The sequence below is a fragment of the Microbacterium sp. 3J1 genome, from assembly GCF_001049495.1.
Taxonomy (GTDB): Bacteria; Actinomycetota; Actinomycetes; order Actinomycetales; family Microbacteriaceae; genus Microbacterium.
Genome location: NZ_CDWI01000004.1, coordinates 1 through 21,488, shown reverse-complemented (window position 1 = coordinate 21,488; position 21,488 = coordinate 1). Strand labels below are relative to the sequence as shown.

22 protein-coding genes and 1 tRNA gene are annotated in these 21,488 nt (G+C 68.6%); 16 read left to right on the top strand and 7 right to left on the bottom strand.

Annotated features, from left to right (window positions below; genetic code table 11):
• Positions 1-24: 24 nt before the first annotated feature.
• On the top strand, positions 25-1,389 hold the full coding sequence (locus BN2660_RS02035) for an NAD-dependent succinate-semialdehyde dehydrogenase (protein WP_091226640.1): 1,365 nt from the start codon (positions 25-27) through the stop codon (positions 1,387-1,389).
• 61 nt (positions 1,390-1,450) lie between these two features.
• Here BN2660_RS02035 and BN2660_RS02030 read toward each other — a convergent pair whose 3' ends face one another.
• From BN2660_RS02030 to BN2660_RS02020, 3 genes are read right to left on the bottom strand one after another with little or no spacing between them, the layout of a single operon-like run.
• Positions 1,451-2,104 (bottom strand): response regulator transcription factor, encoded by a 654-nt coding sequence (locus BN2660_RS02030; protein WP_091226637.1) that lies wholly within the window; start codon positions 2,102-2,104, stop codon positions 1,451-1,453.
• On the bottom strand, positions 2,095-3,228 hold the full coding sequence (locus BN2660_RS02025; protein WP_091226635.1) for a sensor histidine kinase: 1,134 nt from the start codon (positions 3,226-3,228) through the stop codon (positions 2,095-2,097). Before BN2660_RS02025 ends, BN2660_RS02030 begins: the two co-directional genes overlap by 10 nt.
• Positions 3,225-3,878 carry a DedA family protein gene (locus BN2660_RS02020; protein ID WP_091227093.1) on the bottom strand — a complete coding sequence of 218 codons (654 nt, stop codon included), beginning with the start codon at positions 3,876-3,878 and terminating at the stop codon, positions 3,225-3,227. Before BN2660_RS02020 ends, BN2660_RS02025 begins: the two co-directional genes overlap by 4 nt.
• Positions 3,879-4,046: 168 nt before the next feature.
• On the opposite strand from BN2660_RS02020, the gene poxB reads away from it, so the two are divergent.
• The 9 genes from poxB (at position 4,047) to BN2660_RS01975 (ending at position 11,392) form a co-directional block, all read left to right on the top strand.
• Positions 4,047-5,771: a ubiquinone-dependent pyruvate dehydrogenase gene (gene poxB / locus BN2660_RS02015; protein WP_091226632.1), complete on the top strand. Its 1,725-nt coding sequence runs from the start codon at positions 4,047-4,049 to the stop codon at positions 5,769-5,771.
• Positions 5,772-5,926: 155 nt separating this feature from the next.
• A tRNA-Trp gene (locus BN2660_RS02010) sits at positions 5,927-5,999 on the top strand.
• A 39-nt stretch (positions 6,000-6,038) separates the two neighbouring features.
• Positions 6,039-6,311, top strand: a complete 273-nt coding sequence (gene secE / locus BN2660_RS02005) for a preprotein translocase subunit SecE (RefSeq protein ID WP_091226629.1) — start codon at positions 6,039-6,041, stop codon at positions 6,309-6,311.
• 44 nt (positions 6,312-6,355) lie between these two features.
• Complete coding sequence (nusG, locus tag BN2660_RS02000) at positions 6,356-7,450, top strand: transcription termination/antitermination protein NusG (protein WP_091226627.1); 1,095 nt, start codon at positions 6,356-6,358, stop codon at positions 7,448-7,450.
• 361 nt (positions 7,451-7,811) lie between these two features.
• Positions 7,812-8,243 (top strand): 50S ribosomal protein L11, encoded by a 432-nt coding sequence (rplK, locus tag BN2660_RS01995; protein WP_091226625.1) that lies wholly within the window; start codon positions 7,812-7,814, stop codon positions 8,241-8,243.
• A gap of 11 nt (positions 8,244-8,254) precedes the next feature.
• Positions 8,255-8,944, top strand: coding sequence for a 50S ribosomal protein L1 (rplA, locus tag BN2660_RS01990; RefSeq protein ID WP_091226622.1), 690 nt, complete (start codon positions 8,255-8,257; stop codon positions 8,942-8,944).
• 164 nt (positions 8,945-9,108) lie between these two features.
• Positions 9,109-9,927 (top strand): transporter substrate-binding domain-containing protein, encoded by an 819-nt coding sequence (locus tag BN2660_RS01985; protein ID WP_091226618.1) that lies wholly within the window; start codon positions 9,109-9,111, stop codon positions 9,925-9,927.
• Between the two features lie 3 nt (positions 9,928-9,930).
• Positions 9,931-10,596 (top strand): amino acid ABC transporter permease, encoded by a 666-nt coding sequence (locus BN2660_RS01980; RefSeq protein ID WP_091226616.1) that lies wholly within the window; start codon positions 9,931-9,933, stop codon positions 10,594-10,596.
• On the top strand, positions 10,583-11,392 hold the full coding sequence (locus tag BN2660_RS01975; protein WP_091226613.1) for an amino acid ABC transporter ATP-binding protein: 810 nt from the start codon (positions 10,583-10,585) through the stop codon (positions 11,390-11,392). The genes BN2660_RS01980 and BN2660_RS01975 overlap by 14 nt, the downstream gene beginning before the upstream one ends.
• An 8-nt stretch (positions 11,393-11,400) precedes the next feature.
• On the opposite strand, the gene BN2660_RS01970 is transcribed toward BN2660_RS01975, so the two are convergent.
• Positions 11,401-12,105 (bottom strand): LysE/ArgO family amino acid transporter, encoded by a 705-nt coding sequence (locus BN2660_RS01970; protein ID WP_091226611.1) that lies wholly within the window; start codon positions 12,103-12,105, stop codon positions 11,401-11,403.
• Between the two features lie 70 nt (positions 12,106-12,175).
• On the opposite strand from BN2660_RS01970, the gene BN2660_RS01965 reads away from it, so the two are divergent.
• Positions 12,176-13,048 (top strand): LysR family transcriptional regulator ArgP, encoded by an 873-nt coding sequence (locus tag BN2660_RS01965; protein WP_091226608.1) that lies wholly within the window; start codon positions 12,176-12,178, stop codon positions 13,046-13,048.
• Between the two features lie 97 nt (positions 13,049-13,145).
• Here the strand turns inward: BN2660_RS01965 and BN2660_RS01960 are convergent, their stop codons facing one another.
• Together BN2660_RS01960 and BN2660_RS01955 are read right to left on the bottom strand one after the other, a co-directional pair.
• Complete coding sequence (locus BN2660_RS01960) at positions 13,146-13,838, bottom strand: YqaJ viral recombinase family protein (RefSeq protein ID WP_091226605.1); 693 nt, start codon at positions 13,836-13,838, stop codon at positions 13,146-13,148.
• A gap of 86 nt (positions 13,839-13,924) precedes the next feature.
• The gene (locus BN2660_RS01955; RefSeq protein ID WP_091226602.1) at positions 13,925-15,289 is read right to left on the bottom strand and encodes a glucose-6-phosphate dehydrogenase; all 1,365 of its coding nucleotides are present in this window, start codon (positions 15,287-15,289) and stop codon (positions 13,925-13,927) included.
• Positions 15,290-15,538: 249 nt separating this feature from the next.
• Between BN2660_RS01955 and rplJ the strand changes: the two genes are divergently transcribed.
• Both rplJ and rplL read left to right on the top strand, forming a co-directional pair.
• On the top strand, positions 15,539-16,027 hold the full coding sequence (gene rplJ, locus BN2660_RS01950) for a 50S ribosomal protein L10 (RefSeq protein ID WP_091226599.1): 489 nt from the start codon (positions 15,539-15,541) through the stop codon (positions 16,025-16,027).
• Positions 16,028-16,076: 49 nt separating this feature from the next.
• A complete protein-coding gene (gene rplL / locus BN2660_RS01945) occupies positions 16,077-16,457 on the top strand; it encodes a 50S ribosomal protein L7/L12 (protein WP_091226596.1) in 381 nt (126 codons plus the stop codon).
• 133 nt (positions 16,458-16,590) lie between these two features.
• Here the strand turns inward: rplL and BN2660_RS01940 are convergent, their stop codons facing one another.
• The gene (locus BN2660_RS01940; protein ID WP_091226592.1) at positions 16,591-17,595 is read right to left on the bottom strand and encodes a LacI family DNA-binding transcriptional regulator; all 1,005 of its coding nucleotides are present in this window, start codon (positions 17,593-17,595) and stop codon (positions 16,591-16,593) included.
• A 280-nt stretch (positions 17,596-17,875) separates the two neighbouring features.
• Here BN2660_RS01940 and BN2660_RS01935 point away from each other — a divergent pair, with 280 nt between their 5' ends.
• From BN2660_RS01935 to BN2660_RS01925, 3 genes are all read left to right on the top strand, one after another.
• Positions 17,876-19,189: an ABC transporter substrate-binding protein gene (locus BN2660_RS01935; RefSeq protein ID WP_091226589.1), complete on the top strand. Its 1,314-nt coding sequence runs from the start codon at positions 17,876-17,878 to the stop codon at positions 19,187-19,189.
• A 104-nt stretch (positions 19,190-19,293) separates the two neighbouring features.
• On the top strand, positions 19,294-20,433 hold the full coding sequence (locus BN2660_RS01930; RefSeq protein WP_091226584.1) for a carbohydrate ABC transporter permease: 1,140 nt from the start codon (positions 19,294-19,296) through the stop codon (positions 20,431-20,433).
• Positions 20,430-21,389, top strand: coding sequence for a carbohydrate ABC transporter permease (locus BN2660_RS01925; RefSeq protein WP_091226582.1), 960 nt, complete (start codon positions 20,430-20,432; stop codon positions 21,387-21,389). The genes BN2660_RS01930 and BN2660_RS01925 overlap by 4 nt, the downstream gene beginning before the upstream one ends.
• The last annotated feature ends 99 nt before the right edge of the window (positions 21,390-21,488 follow it).

Genomic DNA, 21,488 nt, shown 5'->3' with positions numbered 1-21,488 from the left:
GGTCGGCTCAGAGGAGGAGAGAACATGACCGATTACGCCGTCATCAACCCCGCCACCGGAGAGACGCTGGCGTCCTTCGACACGTTCACCGACGCGCAGATCGAGGAGGCCGTCGCGGCGGCCGACACCGCGCACCGTCAGTGGTCGCGCTCGTCGACCGTCGCCGAGCGCGCCGCGCTCGTGAGACGGGTGGCGGAGCTGCACCGCGAGCACCGCGAAGCCCTCGCCGACATCTTCGTCCGGGAGATGGGCAAGCCGCGCGAGGCGGCGCTCGGGGAGGTCGACTTCGCGGCGGACATCGCCGAGTACTACGCCGACCAGGCCGAGGCCATCATGGCCGACCAGCCGATCGCGATCCTCGGAGAGGGGTCGGCCATCATCCGCCGCTCCTCGCTGGGACCGCTCGTCGGGATCATGCCGTGGAACTTCCCGGCATACCAGATCGTGCGCTTCGCAGCGCCGAACCTCATCGTGGGCAACACGATCCTGCTGAAGCCGGCGCCGCAGTGCCCGGAGTCCTCGACCGCGATCGCCGCGATCTACGACGAGGCCGGATTCCCGCCGGGCGCGTACCAGAACGTCCTCGCGACGAACGAGCAGATCGCCGCGATGATCGCCGACCCGCGCGTGCAGGGAGTGTCGCTCACCGGCTCCGAGCGCGCCGGCGCCGCGGTGGCCGAGGTCGCCGGCCGTCACCTCAAGAAGGTGGCGCTGGAGCTCGGTGGGTCCGACCCGTTCATCGTGCTCTCGACCGACGATCTCGACGCGACCGTGCAGGCGGGTGTCGACGCGCGGCTCGACAACAACGGGCAGGCGTGCAACGGGGCGAAGCGCTTCATCATCGTCGACGACCTCTACGACGCGTTCGTCGAGAAGTTCACCGCGGCGATGGCAGCGGTCCAGCCGACCGATCCGACGCTCGATGACACCGTGCTCGGCCCGGTCTCGTCGGAGACGGCCGCGGAGAACCTGCAGAAGCAGATCGACCAGGCCGTCGAGCAGGGCGCGACGCTGCTGACCGGCGGCACCCGTGACGGGGCGTTCTTCGCACCGACCGTTCTCGCCGACGTCACCCCTGCGATGAACGTCTACCGCGAGGAGCTCTTCGGCCCCGCGGCCGTCGTCTACCGCGTGGCCGACGAGGAGGCCGCGGTCGCCCTCGCGAACGACACGACGTTCGGACTCGGCTCGTACGTCTACACGACCGACCCCGAGCAGGCGGAGCGCGTCGCCGACGGCATCGAGGCGGGCATGGTCTACGTCAACCTCGTGCTGGCGGACAGCCCGGAGCTGCCCTTCGGCGGCATCAAGCGCAGCGGCACGGCCCGAGAGCTGGGCCACCTCGCGGCCGACGAGTTCGTCAACAAGAAGCTCATCCGCATCGGCTGAGCGGACGACAGGCCGAGAGGGGCGGATGCGACCGGCATCCGCCCCTCTTCGCGTCCGGTCGTCAGACCTCGCTCTGCCCGAGGTGGGCGAGCACGGCGAGCACCCGCCGGTTGACACCCGATCCCGACGCGACGCCGAGCTTCGTGAAGATCGTGTTGATGTGCTTCTCGACGCCGCTCTGACTCATGAAGAGCCGTTCGGCGATCGCGGCGTTGCTGTGGCCCTCGGCGATGAGCTCGAGCACGGCGCCCTCGCGCTCGCTGAGCTCCGCCATCCGCGGGTCGGGGCCTGACCGGTCTGCGATCAGCCGGCGGATGACCTCGGGATCGAATGCGACGCCGCCGTCGGCGACACGCACGATCGCGTCGAGGAAGCCCGAGATGTCGGAGATGCGGTCCTTCAGCAGGTAGCCGACGCCGCCTCCGCCGTCGAGCAGCTCGCTCGCGTGGCGGCGCTCGACGTGCTGCGACAGCACGAGCACGGCGACGCCCGGATGCTCCCGGCGGATCCGCAGAGCGGCGCGGATGCCCTCGTCGACGTAGTCCGGCGGCATCCGCACGTCGACGATCACGAGGTCCGGCCGCTCCGCGGCGAGGGCTGCCATCAAGGCCTCCGCGTCTGCCACCGACGCGCTGACGTCGTGCCCCTCGGCGACGAGCAGCTGCACGATGCCCTCGCGGAGCAGCGTGGAGTCCTCCGCTATCGCTATGCGCACGGGATCACCGCCTCGATGACCGTCGGGCCGCCCGGAGGGCTCTGCACATGCAGCACACCGTCGCGCGCCGCGACTCGCGAGGCGATGCCGGTGAGGCCGGGGCCCGCGGCATCCGCTCCGCCGATCCCGTCGTCCTCGATCGTCACCGACAGGTACGTCGGCTCGCTGCGCACGCGGATGCGGATGCTGCGCGCCCGCGCGTGCTTGATCGCGTTGGTGACGGCCTCGCTGGCGACGAAGTAGGCCGCGGTCTGGGCCGCGCGACCCTCGAGGGGGAGGTCGTCGACCTCGAGGTGAACGGGCATCGAGACGCGGTCCCGCAGAGCGTCGAGCGCTGCGGCGAGCCCGTCGCGCTCCAGCATCTCGGGGTAGGTGCGCCACGCGACGTCGCGCAGGTCGTCGAGGATGTGTTGCGTCTCGCGGCGTGCGCCGCCCAGCAGCCGCGCGGCGTCGACAGGCTCCGCGCGTTCGGCGCGCGCGAGCAGGATCGACAGCGCGACCACCCGCTGCTGCACGCCGTCGTGGATGTCGCGCTCGATGCGGCGACGCTCGGCGTCGACGGCCGAGACGACCTCGTCGAGCGTGGCGTGCAGGCGATCGACCTCCAGCGAGAGCTCCCCGGCGCCGGGCCGCTGGTACGACTGCCACACGCGCCGCTCGAGCCAGGCGATGCCGCCGAGCCCTGAGAGCGCGAGGAACAGGAGCACGAGTCCGGGCACCACGAAGAGTCCGACGGTCGTCCAGGTCACCCGGCCCGGCCGCGCGCTGAACAGGGTCACGGGTCCGCCGGTCGCGGCCGCGACGAGCATCTGGATGCCCACGGCGACCCCGGCGACGATGAGCACGAGTATGCACAGGACGACGAGCTGCAGCAGCGCCGAGAGGGCCAGCAGACCGCGCAGCCGCGGGGCGCGCGGGGGCGTGCGGCGCGGGATGCCGTCGACCCAGGTGAGGCGTGCGGCGAGGGCGCGCACGACGGCGGGGGCCGGTCGACGTGGCGCGGTCAGCGTGGCGATCAGTGTCGGCACGAGCATCCAGACCCCCGCTGCCGTACCGCCCAGCGTCCGCAGCGCGTCCCGCGCGATCGAGCGCGAAGGGGCGGCGGCGCCGGGGGAGGACGTCATCTCCCCATTGTGCCGCGGGCCTGCTGGGCATCCGCCTCGCGTGCCTGCGGAGCGTCGCCCTCCTCTGCCGGCGCGGAGCCCTGGCGTCGCTGTCGCACCCGCATCACGATGAAGACCGAGACCACGACGACGACCGCCGCGATGACGAGCATCTGGAGGCCGTCCGCATACTGCTCGATGGCGTGCCACTGCTCGCCGAGCAGATAGCCGGCCATGACGAAGACCGTGTTCCAGATCGCGCTGCCCGCGGCGGTGAGGAGCGTGAACCGCAGCAGCGGCATCCGCTGCACGCCCGCGGGGATCGAGATGAGACTGCGGAAGATGGGGATCATGCGGCCGAAGAACACGGCCTTCGAGCCGTGCCGCGCGAACCACGCGTCGGTCCGGTCGATGTCGCTCACCTTCATGAGCGGCATCCGGTCGACGATCCGACGCAGGCGCACGGGGCCCAGCCACGCGCCGAGCCCGTACAGCGCGAGTGCGCCGACGACCGAGCCGACGGTCGTCCAGACGAGCACCTCCCACAGCACGATCGACCCTTGGCTCGCCGTGAAGCCCGCGAGCGGCAGCACGACCTCGCTCGGGATCGGCGGGAAGAGGTTCTCGACGGCGACCGCCACACCGGCGCCGATGCTGCCGAGCGCCTCCATGAGGGCGATCGCCCAGGTGGCGAAGACGTTCAGATTCTCAGAGGTGTCCACCTTTCCGACGGTACGGAGCGGAGCGGATGCCGTCACTGCGGCTGCCCCTCCTCCCGGGTGCGGAAAACCGTAATCCCCGGCCGTCCGGGGTGTCGCGGGCGGGCGTAGGTTGGAGGCATGGCCACCGTCGCAGAGAACATCGTCAGGACTCTCCACGCCAACGGGATCGACCGGGTCTACGGTCTACCCGGTGATTCGCTCAACGGGTTCACCGACGCGTTGCGCAAGGACGGCACGATCCGATGGGTGCATGTGCGCCACGAGGAGTCCGCGGCCTTCGCCGCGTCGGCGGATGCCGCGCTGACGGGCGAACTGGCCGTCGTGGCCGGCTCGTGCGGCCCGGGCAACCTCCACCTCATCAACGGCCTCTACGACGCCAACCGCTCGCGCGTCCCCGTGCTGGCGATCGCGGCGCACATCCCGACCACCGAGATCGGCACCGGGTACTTCCAGGAGACGCATCCGCAGGAGCTCTTCCGCGAATGCAGCGTCTACGTCGAGTACGTGGCCGACCCCGCGCAGATGCCGCGGCTCCTCGAGATCGCCATGCGCGCGGCGATCGAGCAGCGCGGCGTCGCGGTGCTCGTCATCCCCGGCGACGTCGCCCTGTCCGAGATCGCCGACGACCGCGCCGTCGTCATCGAGCGCACCCGCCCCGTCGTGGTCCCGAGCGGCGCGGAGCTGGAGCGTGCGGCCACCCTGCTGAACGCCTCGAAGAAGACGACGATCCTCGCCGGTGCCGGTGTGGAGGGAGCCCACGACGAGGTCATCGCCCTCGCCGACAGGCTCGGCGCCCCGATCGTGCACGCGCTGCGCGGCAAGGAGTTCATCGAGTACGACAACCCGTTCGACGTCGGGATGACCGGGCTCCTCGGCTTCGCATCCGGCTACCGGGCGATGGAGGCCGCCGACACGCTGCTCGTGCTCGGCAGCGACTTCCCGTACGAGCAGTTCTACCCCGAGGACGCCACGACCATCCAGGTCGACATCCGCGGTTCGCAGCTCGGCCGGCGGCATCCGCTCGATCTCGGGCTCGTCGGCGATGTGCGCGCGACGGCCGAGGCGCTGCTGCCGCGCCTCGCGGAGCAGGCGCACCGCGGACATCTCGACGACGCGCGAGCCCATTACCGCAAGACCAGGGCGAAGCTCGACGATCTCGCGACGCCGACGAAGGCGGGCAGGCCGATCCATCCGCAGTACCTGGCCCGGCTCCTCGATGAGCAGGCGGCCGACGACGCGGTCTTCACCGCCGACGTCGGATCTCCCACGGTATGGGCCGCCCGGTACCTGTCGATGACGAAGGACCGCCGGCTGATCGGGTCGTTCACGCACGGGTCCATGGCGAACGCGCTGCTGCACGGCATCGGCGCGCAGGTCTCGCACCCCGGGCGGCAGGTGGTCGCGCTCGCCGGAGACGGCGGACTCGCGATGATGCTCGGGGAGCTGATCACGCTCACGCAGAACGACCTGCCGGTCAAGACGATCGTCGTGAACAACTCGTCGCTGAACTTCGTCGAACTCGAGATGAAGGCCGCCGGCTTCGTGAACTACGGCACCGAGCTGACGAACCCGAGCTTCGCGGCGATCGCCGAGGCCATGGGCATCTTCGCCCGGCGTGTCGAGAACAGCGAGGACCTCGCGGATGCCGTGCGCGAGGTGCTCGCGCACGACGGCCCCGCCCTGCTCGACGTCGTGACGGAGCGGCAGGAGCTCTCGATGCCGCCGGCCGTCGAGGCCGCTCAAGTCAAGGGCTTCGCGCTGTATGCGATCCGCACCGTGATGTCGGGCAGGGGCGACGAGCTGCTCGACCTCGCGCGGGCGAACTGGCGTCAGCTCCTCTGAGCGCCCTCGCGGGCGCGGCCTCGGTTCGGCAGCAGCCGAAGGATGCCGTATGCTGGATCAGCAGTTGTTGTCTGCATTCTTTCGCCGTGCCCCGGGTCCTCGTGCCCGATCGCGGTGGCAGGATGGAGATGACACCCCGAGGCCATCCGGTCTCTAGGGCGGTAGCTCAATTGGCAGAGCAGCGGTCTCCAAAACCGCAGGTTGCAGGTTCGATTCCTGTCCGCCCTGCGCGTCAGCGCACGCTGACACACGAAAGGTACATTCAGGATGGATCAGGACGAACCGCGCGGCGAGCTCGTCGCGGCCGGGGCCACCCGTGAGAAGAAGCGCGGCATCCTCGGCTTCTTCGGGAGCATCGCCCTGTTCTTCCGTCAGGTCATCGCAGAGCTGCGCAAGGTCGTCACTCCGACCCGCAAGGAACTGATCAAGTTCACCGCGGTGGTGCTCGTCTTCGTTCTCATCGTCATGGGCATCGTCTACGGACTCGACACCCTGTTCGCCTGGGTGACGCACGTGGTGTTCGGGGTTCCCGGCGCCTGATGCCCCTTGCGGCCGACGAGTCGCAGTGATTGGAAAGAAACAACGTGGCTGAACGATATTCCGACGACGCCGACTGGGCGACGGCTGCCGAGCAGTCCAGCGAAGAGGACGAAGCCCAGGAGGGCAACGTCCTGGCCGCCGAAGAGCTCTCCGTCACCTCCGCCGAGCACGTCGCCCTCCACATCGAGGACGTCGACGGCGAAGACGAGACCAGCACGGACGAAGACACCGACATCGACATCGAAGACCCGGAGGCGGATGCGATCGTGAACGACGCTCTCAACCTGGACGAAGCGGCTGAGGCCGAGGCCGCCGCTGAGGTCCTCAACGATTCCGTGGCGGAGGAGACCGCCGAGCAGGAGGCGGAGGCGGCCGAGGAGGTCACCCCCTACGACGGTCCCGACGTGAACGGCGAGGACGACCGCCCGTCGGCCGACCTCGACGAGGAGATCGACTCCGAGCTCGAGTCCGCCACCGAGGGCGAGTCCGGCTCCGACGACGAGTCCGACTCCGAGGAGGACCCGTACGAGTCCTTCCGCATGGACCTGCGGATGCTCCCGGGCAAGTGGTACGTCATCCACTCGTACGCGGGCTTCGAGCGCAAGGTCAAGGCGAACATCGAGCAGCGCAAGTCGACGCTCGAGGTCGAGGACGAGATCTACCAGATCGAGGTCCCGATGGAAGACGTGGTCGAGATCAAGAACGGCCAGCGCAAGATGGTCACCCGCGTGCGCATCCCCGGCTACGTGCTGGTGCGCATGGAGCTCACGGAAGACACCTGGTCGGTCGTGCGCCACACGCCCGGCGTCACCGGCTTCGTGGGCAACGCCCACAACCCGACGCCGCTGCGCTTCGAAGAGGCCTTCAACATGCTGAAGTCGCTCGTCGAGGTCAAGGACGTCCCCACCGCCAAGAACATCGCGTCGAAGGGTGGCGTCGCCGTCGCCCGTCCGCTGCCCGCCGAGGTCGACTTCGAGGTCGGCGAGACCATCACGATCAAGGAGGGCTCGTTCGCGGGTCTTCCGGGTTCGATCAGCGAGATCAAGCCCGAGAGCGGCAAGCTCACGGTGCTCGTGTCGCTCTTCGAGCGCGAGACCCCGGTCGAGCTGTCGTTCGACCAGGTCACGAAGATGATCTGACACGCGCCACTCGAGAACGCCCCGCCGGTTCGTCCGGCGGGGCGTTCTCGCGTTCGCGGCGGTTGCGCCGGATCCATGCGGGGCCACTTCCGCATCCGCGGACCGGTGCGGGGCCACTTCCGCATCCGAAACCGGCCGTTCCGCTGCGTTACTGGCCCCGCCCGGCATCCGGTGCCGCAGAGGCCGTATCGCACGCGACGTGCAGACAAGGCCCGCGCGTCGGGTAGACTTGTGTGGTTTGTGCGACAACCCCCTGGGTCCCTGAGCGTGTCGAAGGGCGCACAGACGACCGCAGCCCGGAGATGCCGGGTTCGCGGGAGAGCGGATGCAACCGGCATCCGTTCGATGAAAGGAAGAGGATATGGCACCGAAGAAGAAGGTGACCGGCCTGATCAAGCTTCAGATCAACGCCGGTGCAGCCAACCCGGCGCCGCCGATCGGCCCCGCGCTCGGTCAGCATGGCGTCAACATCATGGAGTTCTGCAAGGCGTACAACGCCGCGACCGAGTCGCAGCGCGGCAACGTCATCCCCGTCGAGATCACCGTCTACGAGGACCGCAGCTTCACCTTCGTCCTGAAGACCCCGCCCGCGGCGGAGCTCATCAAGAAGGCCGCCGGCGTGCCCAAGGGCTCGTCGACGCCCCACACGGTCAAGGTCGCGAAGATCACCAAGGACCAGGTCCGTCAGATCGCCGAGACCAAGCAGGCCGACCTGAACGCGAACGACATCGAGGCCGCCTCGAAGATCATCGCCGGCACCGCCCGTTCCATGGGCATCACGGTCGAGGGCTGAGGAGAATAATCATGGCTACGAAGTCCAAGGCATACAAGGCTGCCGCCGAGAAGATCGAGGCAGACCGTTTCTACACTCCCACCGAGGCAGTCGCCCTGGCGAAGGAGACCGGCTCGTCGAAGTTCGACTCGACCGTCGAGGTCGCGCTGAAGCTCTCGGTCGACCCCCGCAAGGCGGACCAGATGGTGCGCGGCACCGTCATCCTGCCCCACGGCACCGGTAAGACCGCCCGCGTCATCGTCTTCGCCACCGGCCCCGCGGCCGAGGCAGCGATCGCCGCAGGTGCAGACGAGGTCGGCGGCGCCGAGCTCATCGAGAAGGTCGCCGCAGGCTGGACCGCGTTCGACGCGGCCGTCTCCACCCCGGAGCTCATGGGCCAGGTCGGTCGTCTCGGAAAGGTCCTGGGTCCGCGTGGACTCATGCCGAACCCGAAGACCGGCACCGTGACCCCCAACGCGGCCAAGGCCGTCGAGGAGATCAAGGGCGGAAAGATCGAGTTCCGCGTCGACAAGCACGCCAACGTGCACTTCGTCGTCGGCAAGTCGTCGTTCTCGGCCGAGCAGCTCGACGAGAACATCGGCGCAGCGCTCGAGGAGATCGTCCGCCTCAAGCCGTCGAGCTCGAAGGGCCGCTACATCCAGAAGGGTGCGGTGTCGACCACGTTCGGCCCCGGCATCCCCCTGGACGTCAACGCCATCTGAGTGTGATTCCGGAAAGGCCCCCGCATCGCGGGGGCCTTTCTGCATCCCCGGGCGACGACACGCGACGTCATCGATGTGGGATGCTGTCACGATCGCACGTACTGTAGGTGCGTTCCGCGCGCCACAGCACACGCGCATCACCGCACCCCAGGAGGGTAGATCCCATGTCCCGTCGCCTCATCGCCGCCACCGCACTGGTCGTCGCCGCAGCCGCACTCACCGCGTGCAGCGGGAGCACCGCGCCCGAGAGCAGCTCGTCTGCCGATGAGGGCGCTGGCAGCGACTTCGGCCTCGTCAGCGACGGCGTGCTGACGGTCGCGACCGAGGGCACCTACCGTCCGTTCAGCTTCCACGGCGACGGCGGCACCGGAGACCTCACCGGATTCGACGTCGAGATCATCGAAGCGGTCGCCGAGAAGCTCGACCTCGAGATCGAGTTCCAGGAGACCCAGTGGGACGCGATCTTCGCGGGCCTGGATGCCGGACGCTTCGACGTGATCGCGAACCAGGTCAGCATCAATGAGGAGCGCCAGGAGAAGTACCTCTTCAGCACCCCGTACACCGTGTCGCCCGGCGTGATCGTCGTCGGAGAGGACGACGACTCGATCTCGTCGTTCGACGACCTCGCCGGCAAGACCACCGCGCAGTCGCTCACGAGCAACTGGTACGAGCTGGCCACCGAGTCCGGCGCCACGGTCGAAGGTGTCGAAGGGTGGGCACAGGCCGTCGAGCTGCTGCGCCAGGGCCGTGTCGACGCGACGGTCAACGACAAGCTGACCTTCCTCGACTACGAGACGACGAACAGCCCCTCCGGCCTGAAGATCGCCGCCGAGACCGATGAGGCGGGCGAGCAGGCGCTGGTGTTCACGAAGGACAAGGAATCCCTCGTCGAGGCCGTCGATGCCGCGCTCGAGGAGCTTCGCGCAGACGGCACCCTGGCCGAGATCAGCGAGAAGTACTTCGGCGAAGACGTCACCCAGTAGTCCATGGACAACCCCTGGCAGCTGTTCCTCGACTCGCTCGGGCCCATCGCCCTGGCGGGTGTGACGGCGACGGTGCCGCTGGCGCTCATATCGTTCGCGGTGGGGCTCGTGCTCGCGATCGGGGTGGCGCTCATGCGCATCTCGATCAATCCGGTCGTCTCGGGCATCGCGAGGTTCTACATCTCGGTGATCCGCGGGACGCCGATGATCGTGCAGCTGTTCGTGATCTTCTACGGCCTCGGGTCGATCGGGCTCAAGATCGACCCGTGGCCGAGCGCGATCATCGCCCTCTCGCTCAACGTCGGCGGATACGGCGCCGAGGTCGTGCGGGCTGCGATCCTCTCGGTGCCCAAGGGCCAGTGGGAGGCCGCGTACACGGTCGGCATGAACCGCACGCGCACCCTGACCCGCGTGATCCTGCCGCAGGCCGCACGGGTGTCGGTGCCACCGCTGTCGAACACGTTCATCTCGCTCGTGAAGGACACCTCGCTCGCGTCGCTGATCCTCGTCACCGAGCTCTTCAAGGTCGCGCAGCAGATCGCATCCGCCACCCTGGAGTTCATGGTCCTCTACCTCGCCGCGGCTCTGGTGTACTGGGTGATCTGCCTGGTCCTGTCGTTCGGGCAGAGCGCCCTGGAGAGGAGGCTCGACCGCCATGTCGCGCACTGATGAGGCATCGACCCGCGATCAGCTGCTCACCGCCCGCGGGCTGCGCAAGAGCTTCGGACCCAACGAGGTGCTCCGCGGAATCGATCTGACGCTGCACCGCGGCGAGGTCGTGGTGCTGATCGGGCCGAGCGGCTCGGGCAAGACCACCGTGCTGCGGGCGCTGAACGGGCTCGAGACGCCGGATGCCGGCACGATCGTCGTCGCGGGCGGGCCGGACATCGACTTCGCCTCGACGGATGCGACGCGACCGAAGCAGAAGAAGCAGAAGCGCCTCGCGCTCCGCGATCGCTCGGCGATGGTCTTCCAGCATCACAACCTCTTCCCGCATCTCAGCGTGCTCGAGAACGTGATCGAGGGGCCGTGGCGGGTGCAGGGCCGGCCGAAGGCCGAGGTGGTCGCCGAGGCGCGGAGCCTTCTCGCCCGAGTGGGACTCGACGACAAGGCGGATGCGCGCCCGCATCAGCTCTCCGGCGGGCAGCAGCAGCGCGTGGGGATCGTCCGCGCGCTCGCCCTTCGACCTGACCTGCTGCTCTTCGATGAGCCGACGAGCGCCCTCGACCCTGAGCTGGTCGGCGAAGTGCTGCTCGTCATCAAAGAGCTCGCCGACGAGGGGTGGAGCATGGTCGTGGTGACGCACGAGCTGAGCTTCGCGCGGGAGGCCGCCGACCATGTGCTGTTCCTCGATGGCGGGGTGGTCGTCGAGGAGGGGCCGCCGTCGCAGATCTTCGAGACTCCGCAGCACGAGCGGACGCAGCGGTTCCTCAGTCGCATCCTCCGTCCCCTCGACGGGGACTGACCCCCGCGTCAGCCGCCCAGGACGGGGAGGACGAGACTGATCGCGATCGTGATCATGACGATCGCGATGAGTCCGTCGAGGATGCGCCAGGAGCGCTCGGTGCGCAGCCAGCGCCCGAGGTAGCGCGCGCCGAAGCCCAGCGCAGTGAACCACAGGATGCTCGCGGCGACGGCGCCGGCAGCGAAGAGCCAGCGGTCGTCGCCGTGCGTCGCGGCGATCGAGCCGAGCATCAGCACCGTGTCCAGGTAGACATGGGGGTTCAACCAGGTGAGGGCGAGCACGGTGAGCAATACGGGCGCGAGACGCGAGCGGGGCTGCGTCAGCGTGCCGGTCGCGGCGGCTCCGGTATCCGCCCCGCGGTCGTCGCCGTGCGACTCCTCGCGGGTGTCCGCGACCGCGGCGGGGGAGGCGTCGACCACGCGCAGCTGCTCGCCCCCACGCCAGGCCCGTCGGGCGGCCAGCAGGCCGTACGCCAGCAGGAAGAGCGCGCCGGCCCAGCGGGCGACGACGACGAGCCAGGGCGCCGCGGAGATCACGAATCCGAGGCCGGCCACTCCCGCGACGATCAGCAGCGCGTCGGAGAGCGCGCAGACGATGACGACCGCGAGCACGTGCTCGCGGCGGATGCCCTGGCGCAGCACGAAGACGTTCTGAGCGCCGATCGCGACGATCAAGGAGAGCCCGAGGCCGAGGCCGGAGAAGACGGGGAGCATGCCTCCAGGCTAGGAAGCGTGCACCATGAGCGCCAGCAAGGATTCCTATGTGACCATTAGCATCGCTTAGGTGAAGATCGATCCTCAACTCGCGAACACCGTCGCGGCGGTCGCCGACGAGGGCACTCTCGACGCGGCCTCCCGGGTGCTCCGCATCACTCCCTCGGCGGTGAGCCAGCGACTGAAGTCGCTCGAGCAGCAGCTCGGCCGTGTCCTCATCGTGCGGACGAAGCCTGTGCGACTCACCGAGGCGGGGGAGGCCGTCGTGCGTCTCGCCCGGCAGGTGGCTCTACTCGAACACGATGCCCTCGGCGGCCTCGGGCTCGACGGGGACGCTCCGCGCGCCCGCATCCCGCTCGCCGTCAACGCCGACTCGATGGCGACCTGGTTCCTGCCGCCTCTCGCGCGTCTGTCGGCCGCGCACGACCTCGACTTCGATCTGCATCGCGACGATCAGAACTTCACCGCGCGACTGCTCGAATCGGGCACGGTCATGGCGGCGGTCACCAGCGAGGACACGCCGGTGGCCGGATGCTCGGTCTCGCCGCTCGGAGTGCTCGAGTACCGGGCGATGGCCGAGCGCGGGTTCGCGGAGCGATGGTTCCCCGACGGCGTGACACCCGAGGCCCTGGCGGCGGCGCCGTTCGTCGACTTCGACCGCCGCGACACGCTGCAGCACGACTGGCTGACGGCGATGGGAGTCGCCCCTCATGGCGTCCCGAGGCATTACGTCCCCGCATCCCACGACTACGCGCTGGCGGTGCGGCTGGGCTTGGGCTGGGGCATGGTGCCGCAGCAGCAGAGCGAGGAGACGCTGGTGCCGCTCGGGGGTCCGCCGCTGCGCGTACGGCTCCACTGGCAGCAATGGAACCTGCGCTCGGACCTGCTCGACACCATCGCCGCCGAGGTGGCGGCCGAAGCGCGTCGAGTGCTCGCTCGCTGACGAGGCGATGCTTCCGGTCGGTCGGCTCTCGGCGCGACGTGCACCTGATGCGCCGCCGATCTGCGGCGCGGTGGCGGCGACCGATCCGGCCGGGGCCTCAGTCGGCGAGGGCGAGCGCGCGGAAGGCGTCGCGTTCGCGGAGGTGCTCGCGACGGCTCGCCGCGGCCGCGGCAGCCGCATCCGCGATGCGAGTGGGGATCTGCTGCCCGGTGGTGCGACGGTAGAGCTCGTCGATGAGGTCCGTCGCGAGACCCACGAGCTTGGCGATCTCGCGGTCGTCGCGGTCGATCCAGACGCACCGGGGCTCGTCGTGCACGGGGGCGAAGTCGACGTGCTCCTCCCACACGAACAGGGTGCGCTCGGCGCCGAGCACATGCTGCTGCCACCACACCTGGCGGAGGTAGGTGCGGGGGATGCCGCGGAAGGCCTTGTTCGTCGTCTTGATCTCGGCGAGCTTGACGCGTCCGTCAGTGTCGACGGCGATCCCGTCGGGGGTGGCGAGATGCCGGTGCTCGACCTCGGCGCGGAACAGCGCGGACGACGGGAGGATGCCGTGCGTCGCCGCCACCCAGGCCGCGATCTCGGGCTCGCGGCGGCGTCCGTGATCCGTGTACGCGTTGCCTCCGAAACGGGGCCCGCCGCCGAGCTTCGAGTCCGCCGCCCGTGAGATCGAGCGCTCGCTCGTGAGGCCGGCGACGTCGGTGGCGGTGATCCCGCGCGATCGCGCCCGCATCCAGGCCACGCGGTCGCGAGAGTCCGCGACGATGCGAGCTTGGAGTTCCGGGGTCACCCATCGAGCGTAACCCCGCCCGCCGACCCTCGCGTCCGCACACGCCGCCTCGCGGCATCCGCCAGACGCGCCACGCCGGAGGCGGCTCAGCCGTGCGCCGGCCACCCCTCCGGGCCGGAGGATCCGGCCGCGTAGTCGTCGAGCGGCACATCCTCCCGTCGCCATGCGTCGAGGATTGGTGCCACGATCCGCCAGGACTCTTCGGCGGCGTCTCCGCGCACGGCCAGCATCGGGTCGCCGTCCAGCACGCCGGACAGGACCTCCGCGTAGGCCTTGAGTGCGCCCTCGCCGAGCTCGGCGGACAGCGTCGCCCGCTCCAACTCGAACGGGTCCTGCGACGCGTTGAGGTTCAGCTCGAGCGACATCCGATCCGGACCGAGCGAGAACCGCAGGACCGCGCCGTCGGACGTGCCGGTGAGTCCCTTCGGCAGGTGGCGGACCGGACGGAAGCGCACGACGATCTCCCTGGCGGGCGTGCCGAGTGCCTTCCCCGAGCGGAGCCGGAACGGGATGCCCGCCCAGCGGGCGTTGCGCACCTCGAAGGTCGCTTCGGCGAGCGTCTCGGTCCGGCGGTCCGGATCCACACCCGGTTCATCGACGTACGAGGGCTTCGCCGTGCCGTCGATCTCTCCCGCGGTGTATCGGGCCCGTCGCGACGACGCCGCGGGGTCGTCGCCCCACACCGTGGTCGCGCGCAGCACCGCGCCGGTCGCGGCGCGGAAGTCGATCTCGTCGAGGGCGGCCGGCTCCTCCATCGCCAGGACGGCGAGCACCTGGAGGAGGTGGCTCTGGATCATGTCGACCAGTGCGCCGGCTCGGTCGTAGTACCCCGCGCGCCCCTCCAGAGCCAACGACTCGTCGTAGACGATGTCGATGGACTCGATGCTCTCCGCCGACCAGAGGGGTTCGAGGATGCGGTTCGCGAACCGTGCCCCGAGGAGGTTCAACGTGGTCGAGCGGCCCAGGAAGTGGTCGACGCGGAACACCTGGCTCTCGGGCACGAGTGCGGTCATGATGCGGTTCAGCTCGCGCGCGCTCGCCTCGTCGGTGCCGAAGGGCTTCTCCATGACGAGCATCGCGCCCGCGGGCAGCATGTCGGGAGTGAGGGTGGCGACGCAGGCGGCGGCGACCGACGGAGGCACCGCGAAGTAGATCGCGACCTGGCCGGTGAGCCCGCCCAGCAGCGCGCGCAGATCGTCTTCGCGGGTGATGTCGGTGCGCACGTACGTGACCTCCACGCGGGCGGCCGCCTCCTCCGCGCCCATGGAGGCGAAGGCCGTCCGGACGACGCCCTGCAGCTCGTCGTCCGTCCATTCCTCGCGGTCGGCGCCGATGATCCGCACGGCGCGTGCGGGCTCCCTCGTCAGCAGCTGGCCCAGCGCGGGCAGGAGGAGCCGGGAGGTGAGGTCTCCACCGGCTCCGAGGATCACCAGCGTCGTCGCATCGATCATGCTCTCACCGTAACCGCTTGTACCGATTTGGGTGAAGACGGCGGATGGGGTAGCCTTGCATCAACCGAAGACCGCTGGTCATCGCCGTGCGTGCAAGCGCACAGTGATCGAAGCTCTGCTCAGCAGGGGCCCGCGCAGGACACGAACTTCTCAAAGCTCCGTGCGCTTGCGCCGGAGCTTTTCTGTTGTCCGCGGTCGGAGCCGGTGCCTCACCGCCGTGAGGCGCCTCGTACACACCAAGGAGTGACCATGGCGCAGAAGGATGCATCGGTCGCCGAGCTCACGAAGTCATTCGAGGACTCGACTGCCGTTCTGCTGACCGAGTACCGCGGTCTGACGGTTGCCCAGCTCAAGGAGCTGCGCAACAGCATCCGTCAGGACGCTGAGTACGCCGTGGTGAAGAACACGCTGACCAAGATCGCCGCCAACAAGGCAGGCATCACCGCGCTGGACGACGACCTCAAGGGTCCGTCGGCCGTCGCGTTCGTGCACGGTGACTTCGTCGCCACTGCCAAGGCTCTTCGTGACTTCGCCAAGGCCAACCCGCTTCTCGTGATCAAGTCCGGCATCTTCGAGGGCAACGCCCTCACCGCCGACGAGGTCAACAAGTACGCCTCGCTCGAGAGCCGTGAGGTTCTGCTGGCGAAGGCTGCGGGCATGATGAAGGCCACGATGGGCAAGGCTGCCGCCACCATCGATGCTCTTCGCGAAAAGCTGGAGACCGCCGAGGCCGCGTAAGCGACCTGACGTTCTCGTTCTACAAACCCATCTATCTAGGAGATACATCATGGCTAAGCTCACCACTGAGGAGCTGCTCGAGCAGTTCGCCGGCCTGACCCTCGTCGAGCTCAACGACTTCGTCAAGGCGTTCGAGGAGAAGTTCGAGGTCACCGCTGCCGCTCCCGTCGCCGTCGCAGGTGCGGGTGGAGCAGGCGCTGCTGAAGAGGTTGAGGAGAAGGACTCCTTCGACGTCATCCTCGAGGCTGCCGGCGACAAGAAGATCCAGGTCATCAAGACCGTCCGCGAGCTCACCTCGCTCGGTCTCGGCGAGGCCAAGGCCGTCGTCGACGGTGCTCCCAAGGCCGTGCTCGAGGGCGCGAACAAGGAAGCCGCCGAGAAGGCCAAGGCTGCCCTCGAAGAGGCAGGCGCCACGGTTACCCTCAAGTAATCCGTTCGGGATGCGGCGCATCGCGTCGACTCCCGAGAGCGTCTGAACGCTTCACGAAAGCCCCGGGTCCGCCCGGGGCTTTCGTGCGTCCGGGTGCGGACGACCGGCGACTCCCGAGGTGCGATGGACGCCGTCAGCGCCGCCCTGCGGTCGAGCTGCGCACCACCAGAGCGGATGCCGTCACGGAGCGCTCGAGCGGGGAGTCCGGGGCCTCGATGCGCCGCTGCAGGAGCCGCACGGCCTCGTGCCCCTGCTCGCGGGGCGACTGCTTGATGGTGGTGAGCGCGAACATGTCGGCGTGCTCGTGATCGTCGACACCCACGATGCTCAGCTCGGTGGGCACCGCGATGCCGAGGCGGCGGGCGGCGATCATGGCCCCGATCGCCGTTTCGTCGCACACCCCGACGACGGCCGTCGGGCGCCCGCGGCGGTCGCCGAGCAGCTCGACCGCGGCCGCGTATCCGCCCGGCATCGTCGGCGGAGCATGCGCGATGCGTGCACCGTCCGAGAGCCCTGCGGCGGAGAGCGCCTCGACGTATCCCTCGACGCGCCGGGCGTCGCCGAAGCTGAGGTCCTCGGGCGTCGAGGAGCCGCCCACGAAGGCGATGTGCGTGTGCCCGAGCTCGATGAGGTGCTCGGTGGCGATCCGCGCGGCGGCGACGTCGTCGATCGACACCGCGCTCGACCCTTCGCTGTACGGGCCCACGCTGACGATCGGCCTCTCCGTCCGGCGCAGCCGTTCGAGCTCCTGAGCGCTGGGCTGGATGCCGACAGCGATGATCCCGTCGAATCGACGACCGGGCAGGACGGTGTCGAACAGGCGCTCCCGTGTCTCGCTGCGCTCGCGGACTCCGTACAGGGCGAGTTCGTAGTCGAGCTCGACGAGAGACTCCTGGATACCGGCGAGCAGCTCCGAGAAGAACCAGCGGTCGACCGGCGGCATGATGACGCCGACGGTCCCGGTGCGGCCGGTGGCGAGGCTCGTGGCGGAGGAGTGGGCGACGTACGCGAGTTCGTACGCCGCATCCGTCACCCGGGTGCGTGTGCTCTCGGAGACGTACCCGCGTCCGCTCAGAGCACGGCTCGCGGTCGCCTTCGACACTCCCGCGCGCGCCGCGACGTCCGCGATCGTGCTCATCGGTCCTCCTCGACCATGATTCGGCGTGCCGGCTCGGCCCGCGCGCCGATGACAGCGTAGCTCTTGCGTCGTCGGAAAGGAACCGGTTCCATACGCATCCTGAGGGAGCGCTCCCACAGGCGGAGAGTGATACATCGGAATGGTTGTCAGCTTGTGATCCTGGCGTGTTGTGTCGGGTCGTCGCGCCCCTGTAGGTTGTCCTGGAATCGGTTCCCGATTCTGTGCCGAGGGGCGGCGCGGGATGAGCGGGGAGCCGTGAAACTCGAAGAGGAGAATTCACATGGGTCTGTCACAGCGTTCCCGGCGTCTCGCGCCGATCGCCCTTCTGGGGGTCGCGGGTGTCGCGCTCGCCGGTTGTGGTGCTCCCGGCGGTACGGACGGCGGCGGAGGCGGCGGAGAAAGCAACACCGTCACCATCTACGGCACGATCGTCGACGCCGAGGCCGAACTCCTCGCGGAGTCCTGGGCGGACTTCGAGGAAGAGAACGACATCACCATCAAGTACGAGGGCAGCCAGGACTTCGAGACGCAGCTCGGCACCCGCGCACAGGGCGGCAACCCGCCGGACATCGCGATCTTCCCGCAGCCTGGCCTGTTCGCGGACTACGCGTCGCGCGGGCTGCTGAAGCCGGCTCCTGACGCCGTCGAGGAGAACGCGAACGAGTACTGGACCGAGGGCTGGGTCGAGTTCGGCACGTACGAGGACGAGTTCTACGGCGCACCGCTCATGGCGAGCGTGAAGGGCTGGGTCTGGTACTCGCCCACGAAGTTCGCCGAGTGGGGCGTGGAAGAGCCCACGAGCTGGGACGAGCTGCTGACGCTCACCCAGACCATCGCCGACAAGAGCGGCGCCGCTCCCTGGTGCGCCGGCTTCGAGTCCGGCGTCGCGACCGGCTGGCCCGGCACCGACTGGATCGAGGACCTCGTGCTCCGCAACGCGGGCCCCGACGTCTACGACCAGTGGGTGAAGAACGAGATCCCGTTCACCGACCCGCAGATCAAGGCGGCGTTCGACGCCACGGGTGAGCTGCTGCTCAACCCGGCGTACGTCAACGGCGGCTTCGGCGACGTGCGCTCGATCAACTCCACCGCGTTCGGCGACGTGGCCGCGAAGGTCGCCAGCGGCGAGTGCGCGCTGACCCACCAGGCGTCCTTCCTCTCGGGCTTCTACCCGGAGGGAACGGAGTTCGCCGAGGACGGCGACGTGTGGGCGTTCCTCACCCCGAGCCCGAACCCGGACGAGACCCTCATCACCGGTGGTGGCGAGATCGTCGGCGCGTTCAGTGACTCCGAGGCGACGCAGAAGGTGCTCGAGTACCTCTCCAGCCCCGAGTGGGCGGACAGCCGCCTCGCGCTCGGCGGCGTCACGTCGGCCAACAAGGGTGTCAACCTCGACGTGGTCGAGGACCCGATCCTGCAGGAGTCGATCAAGCTCCTCCAGGATGACTCGGTGACGTTCCGCTTCGACGGCTCCGACCAGATGCCGGGCGCCGTCGGCTCGGGTACGTTCTGGAAGGGCATGGTCGCCTGGATCAACGGCACCTCGACCGATGAGGTGCTCACCCAGATCGAGACCGGCTGGCCTTCCAGCTGATCGGATGAGGTGGGCCGCCCTACGGGGCGGCCCACCTTCTCTCATACCCGGTCCCGCATCGCTGCGCGGACCGCTGATCAGCTCCGTCTCATGAAGGGGAATCCATGAACGCGACTGTGTTCTTCCAATGGATCGGGGCTCTGCCTCCGATCGCTCAGGCCCTCGCCGTCGTCATCGCCTTCGCGGTCGTCGTCGTGGTGATCCTGCTCCTCGTGGACATCGCGCCACGCAAGGGCGCCGTCTACACCGGCATCCGCCTCGCGATGTGCCTCCTCATCCCGCTCGCGGTGATGTACTTCTTCAACTCCTACTACTGGGCCATGGGTGTGGCCGTGGCTGTGGGGGCGCTGTTCTTCTTCCTCGACTATCGGTCGAGGGACGGTGCGGGCTACCTCATCCAGCTCGTCGCCTTCATGGCCCCCGCCATGCTGCTGCTGCTCGCAGGCCTCATCCTTCCGTCGATCCAGACGGTGTACGCGTCGTTCTGGAACTCGACCGGTACCGACTTCGTGGGCTTCGCCAACTACCTGTGGATCTTCACGCAGTCCGACGGAGTCACCTCCGTCGTCAACACGATCGTCTGGGTGCTCGTCGTGCCGGCCGCGTCGACCGCGATCGGACTCGCATACGCCGTGTTCATCGACCGGACCCGCGGCGAGAAGGTGTACAAGCTTCTCGTCTTCATGCCGATGGCGATCTCGTTCGTCGGTGCGAGCATCATCTGGCGCTTCGTCTACGCGTACCGGGGCCCTGAGTTCGAGCAGATCGGTCTGCTCAACCAGATCCTGGTGTGGTTCGGCGGAGAGCCGCAGCAGTTCCTCCTGAACAGCCCGTGGAACAACCTCGCCCTCATCGTGGTGCTCATCTGGGTGCAGACCGGATTCGCGATGGTGGTCCTCTCGGCATCCATCAAGGGCGTGCCCGCCGAGCTGCTGGAAGCCGCCGAGCTCGACGGCGCGAACGCGTGGGAGAGGTTCCGGTCGGTGACGATCCCCTCGATCCGCCCGGCGCTCATCGTCGTGCTGACGACCATCTCGATCGCCTCGCTGAAGGTCTTCGACATCGTGCGCACGATGACCGGAGGAAACTACGGGACATCGGTGCTGGCGAACGAGATGTACACCCAGTTCTCCAAGTTCGAGGCGGGACGCAGCGCTGCGCTCTCCGTCATCCTGTTCATCCTGGTGCTGCCGATCGTGATCTACAACGCGCGCCAGATCAAGAAGCAGCGGGAGATCCGATGACCGACACCGTGAGTACAGACACCGGCGCCAGCACGAGGGCGATCACGACCGCGGGTCGATTCGAGGCATCGGCAGGGCGAACGCGCAAGCGTCTCAGCCGTCCGTGGGCGACGGTCGCGTCGATCGTCATCGCGGTGCTGTGGACCGTTCCGACGCTGGGGCTCTTCATCTCGTCGTTCCGTGAGAGGGACGCGATCGAGACATCCGGATGGTGGACGTTCTTCACCAACCCGCAGTTCACGATCGACAACTATGTGGCGGTGCTGCAGTCGGGCACCACGCAGCTGACGATCCTGGAGTCCTTCTTCAACTCGATCGTGATCACCATCCCGGCAACGCTCATCCCGCTGATGATCGCCGCGATGGCGGCCTACGCGTTCGCGTGGATCGACTTCAAGGGCCGCAACGCGCTGTTCATCTTCGTGTTCGCCCTGCAGATCGTTCCCATCCAGATGGCGCTGGTGCCGCTGCTCTCCTCGTTCTCGAGAGGCATCAACCTGTTCGGACTGCAGGTGACGCTGGGACTCGACGTCGCAGGCGGGTACGCGCAGGTCTGGATCGCCCACACGATGTTCGCGCTGCCGCTGGCCATCTACCTGCTGCACAACTTCATGTCGGAGATCCCCGGCGAGATCATCGAGGCCGCTCGCGTCGACGGTGCGTCCCGCGGCCAGATCTTCTTCCGCGTCGTTCTGCCGCTCACGATGCCGGCGATCGCCTCGGTCGCGATCTTCCAGTTCCTCTGGGTGTGGAACGACCTGATCGTGGCGCTGGTGTTCGCCGACGGCGCCGCATCGCCGATCACCAAGGTGCTCGCCGAGATCACCGGTCGTGGCGAGGGGTGGTACCTGCTCACCGCCGGTGCGTTCGTCTCGATCCTCGTGCCGCTGATCGTGTTCTTCGCCCTGCAGCGCTACTTCGTGCGTGGTCTGCTCGCCGGCTCGACGAAGGGCTGATCGCCTCCTCGGAGGCAGAGCGACAGGGATGCCGCGGCCGGGCGCAACATGCCCCCGGCCGCGGCATCCTGGCATCTACGCTGTGAACATGAAGTATGC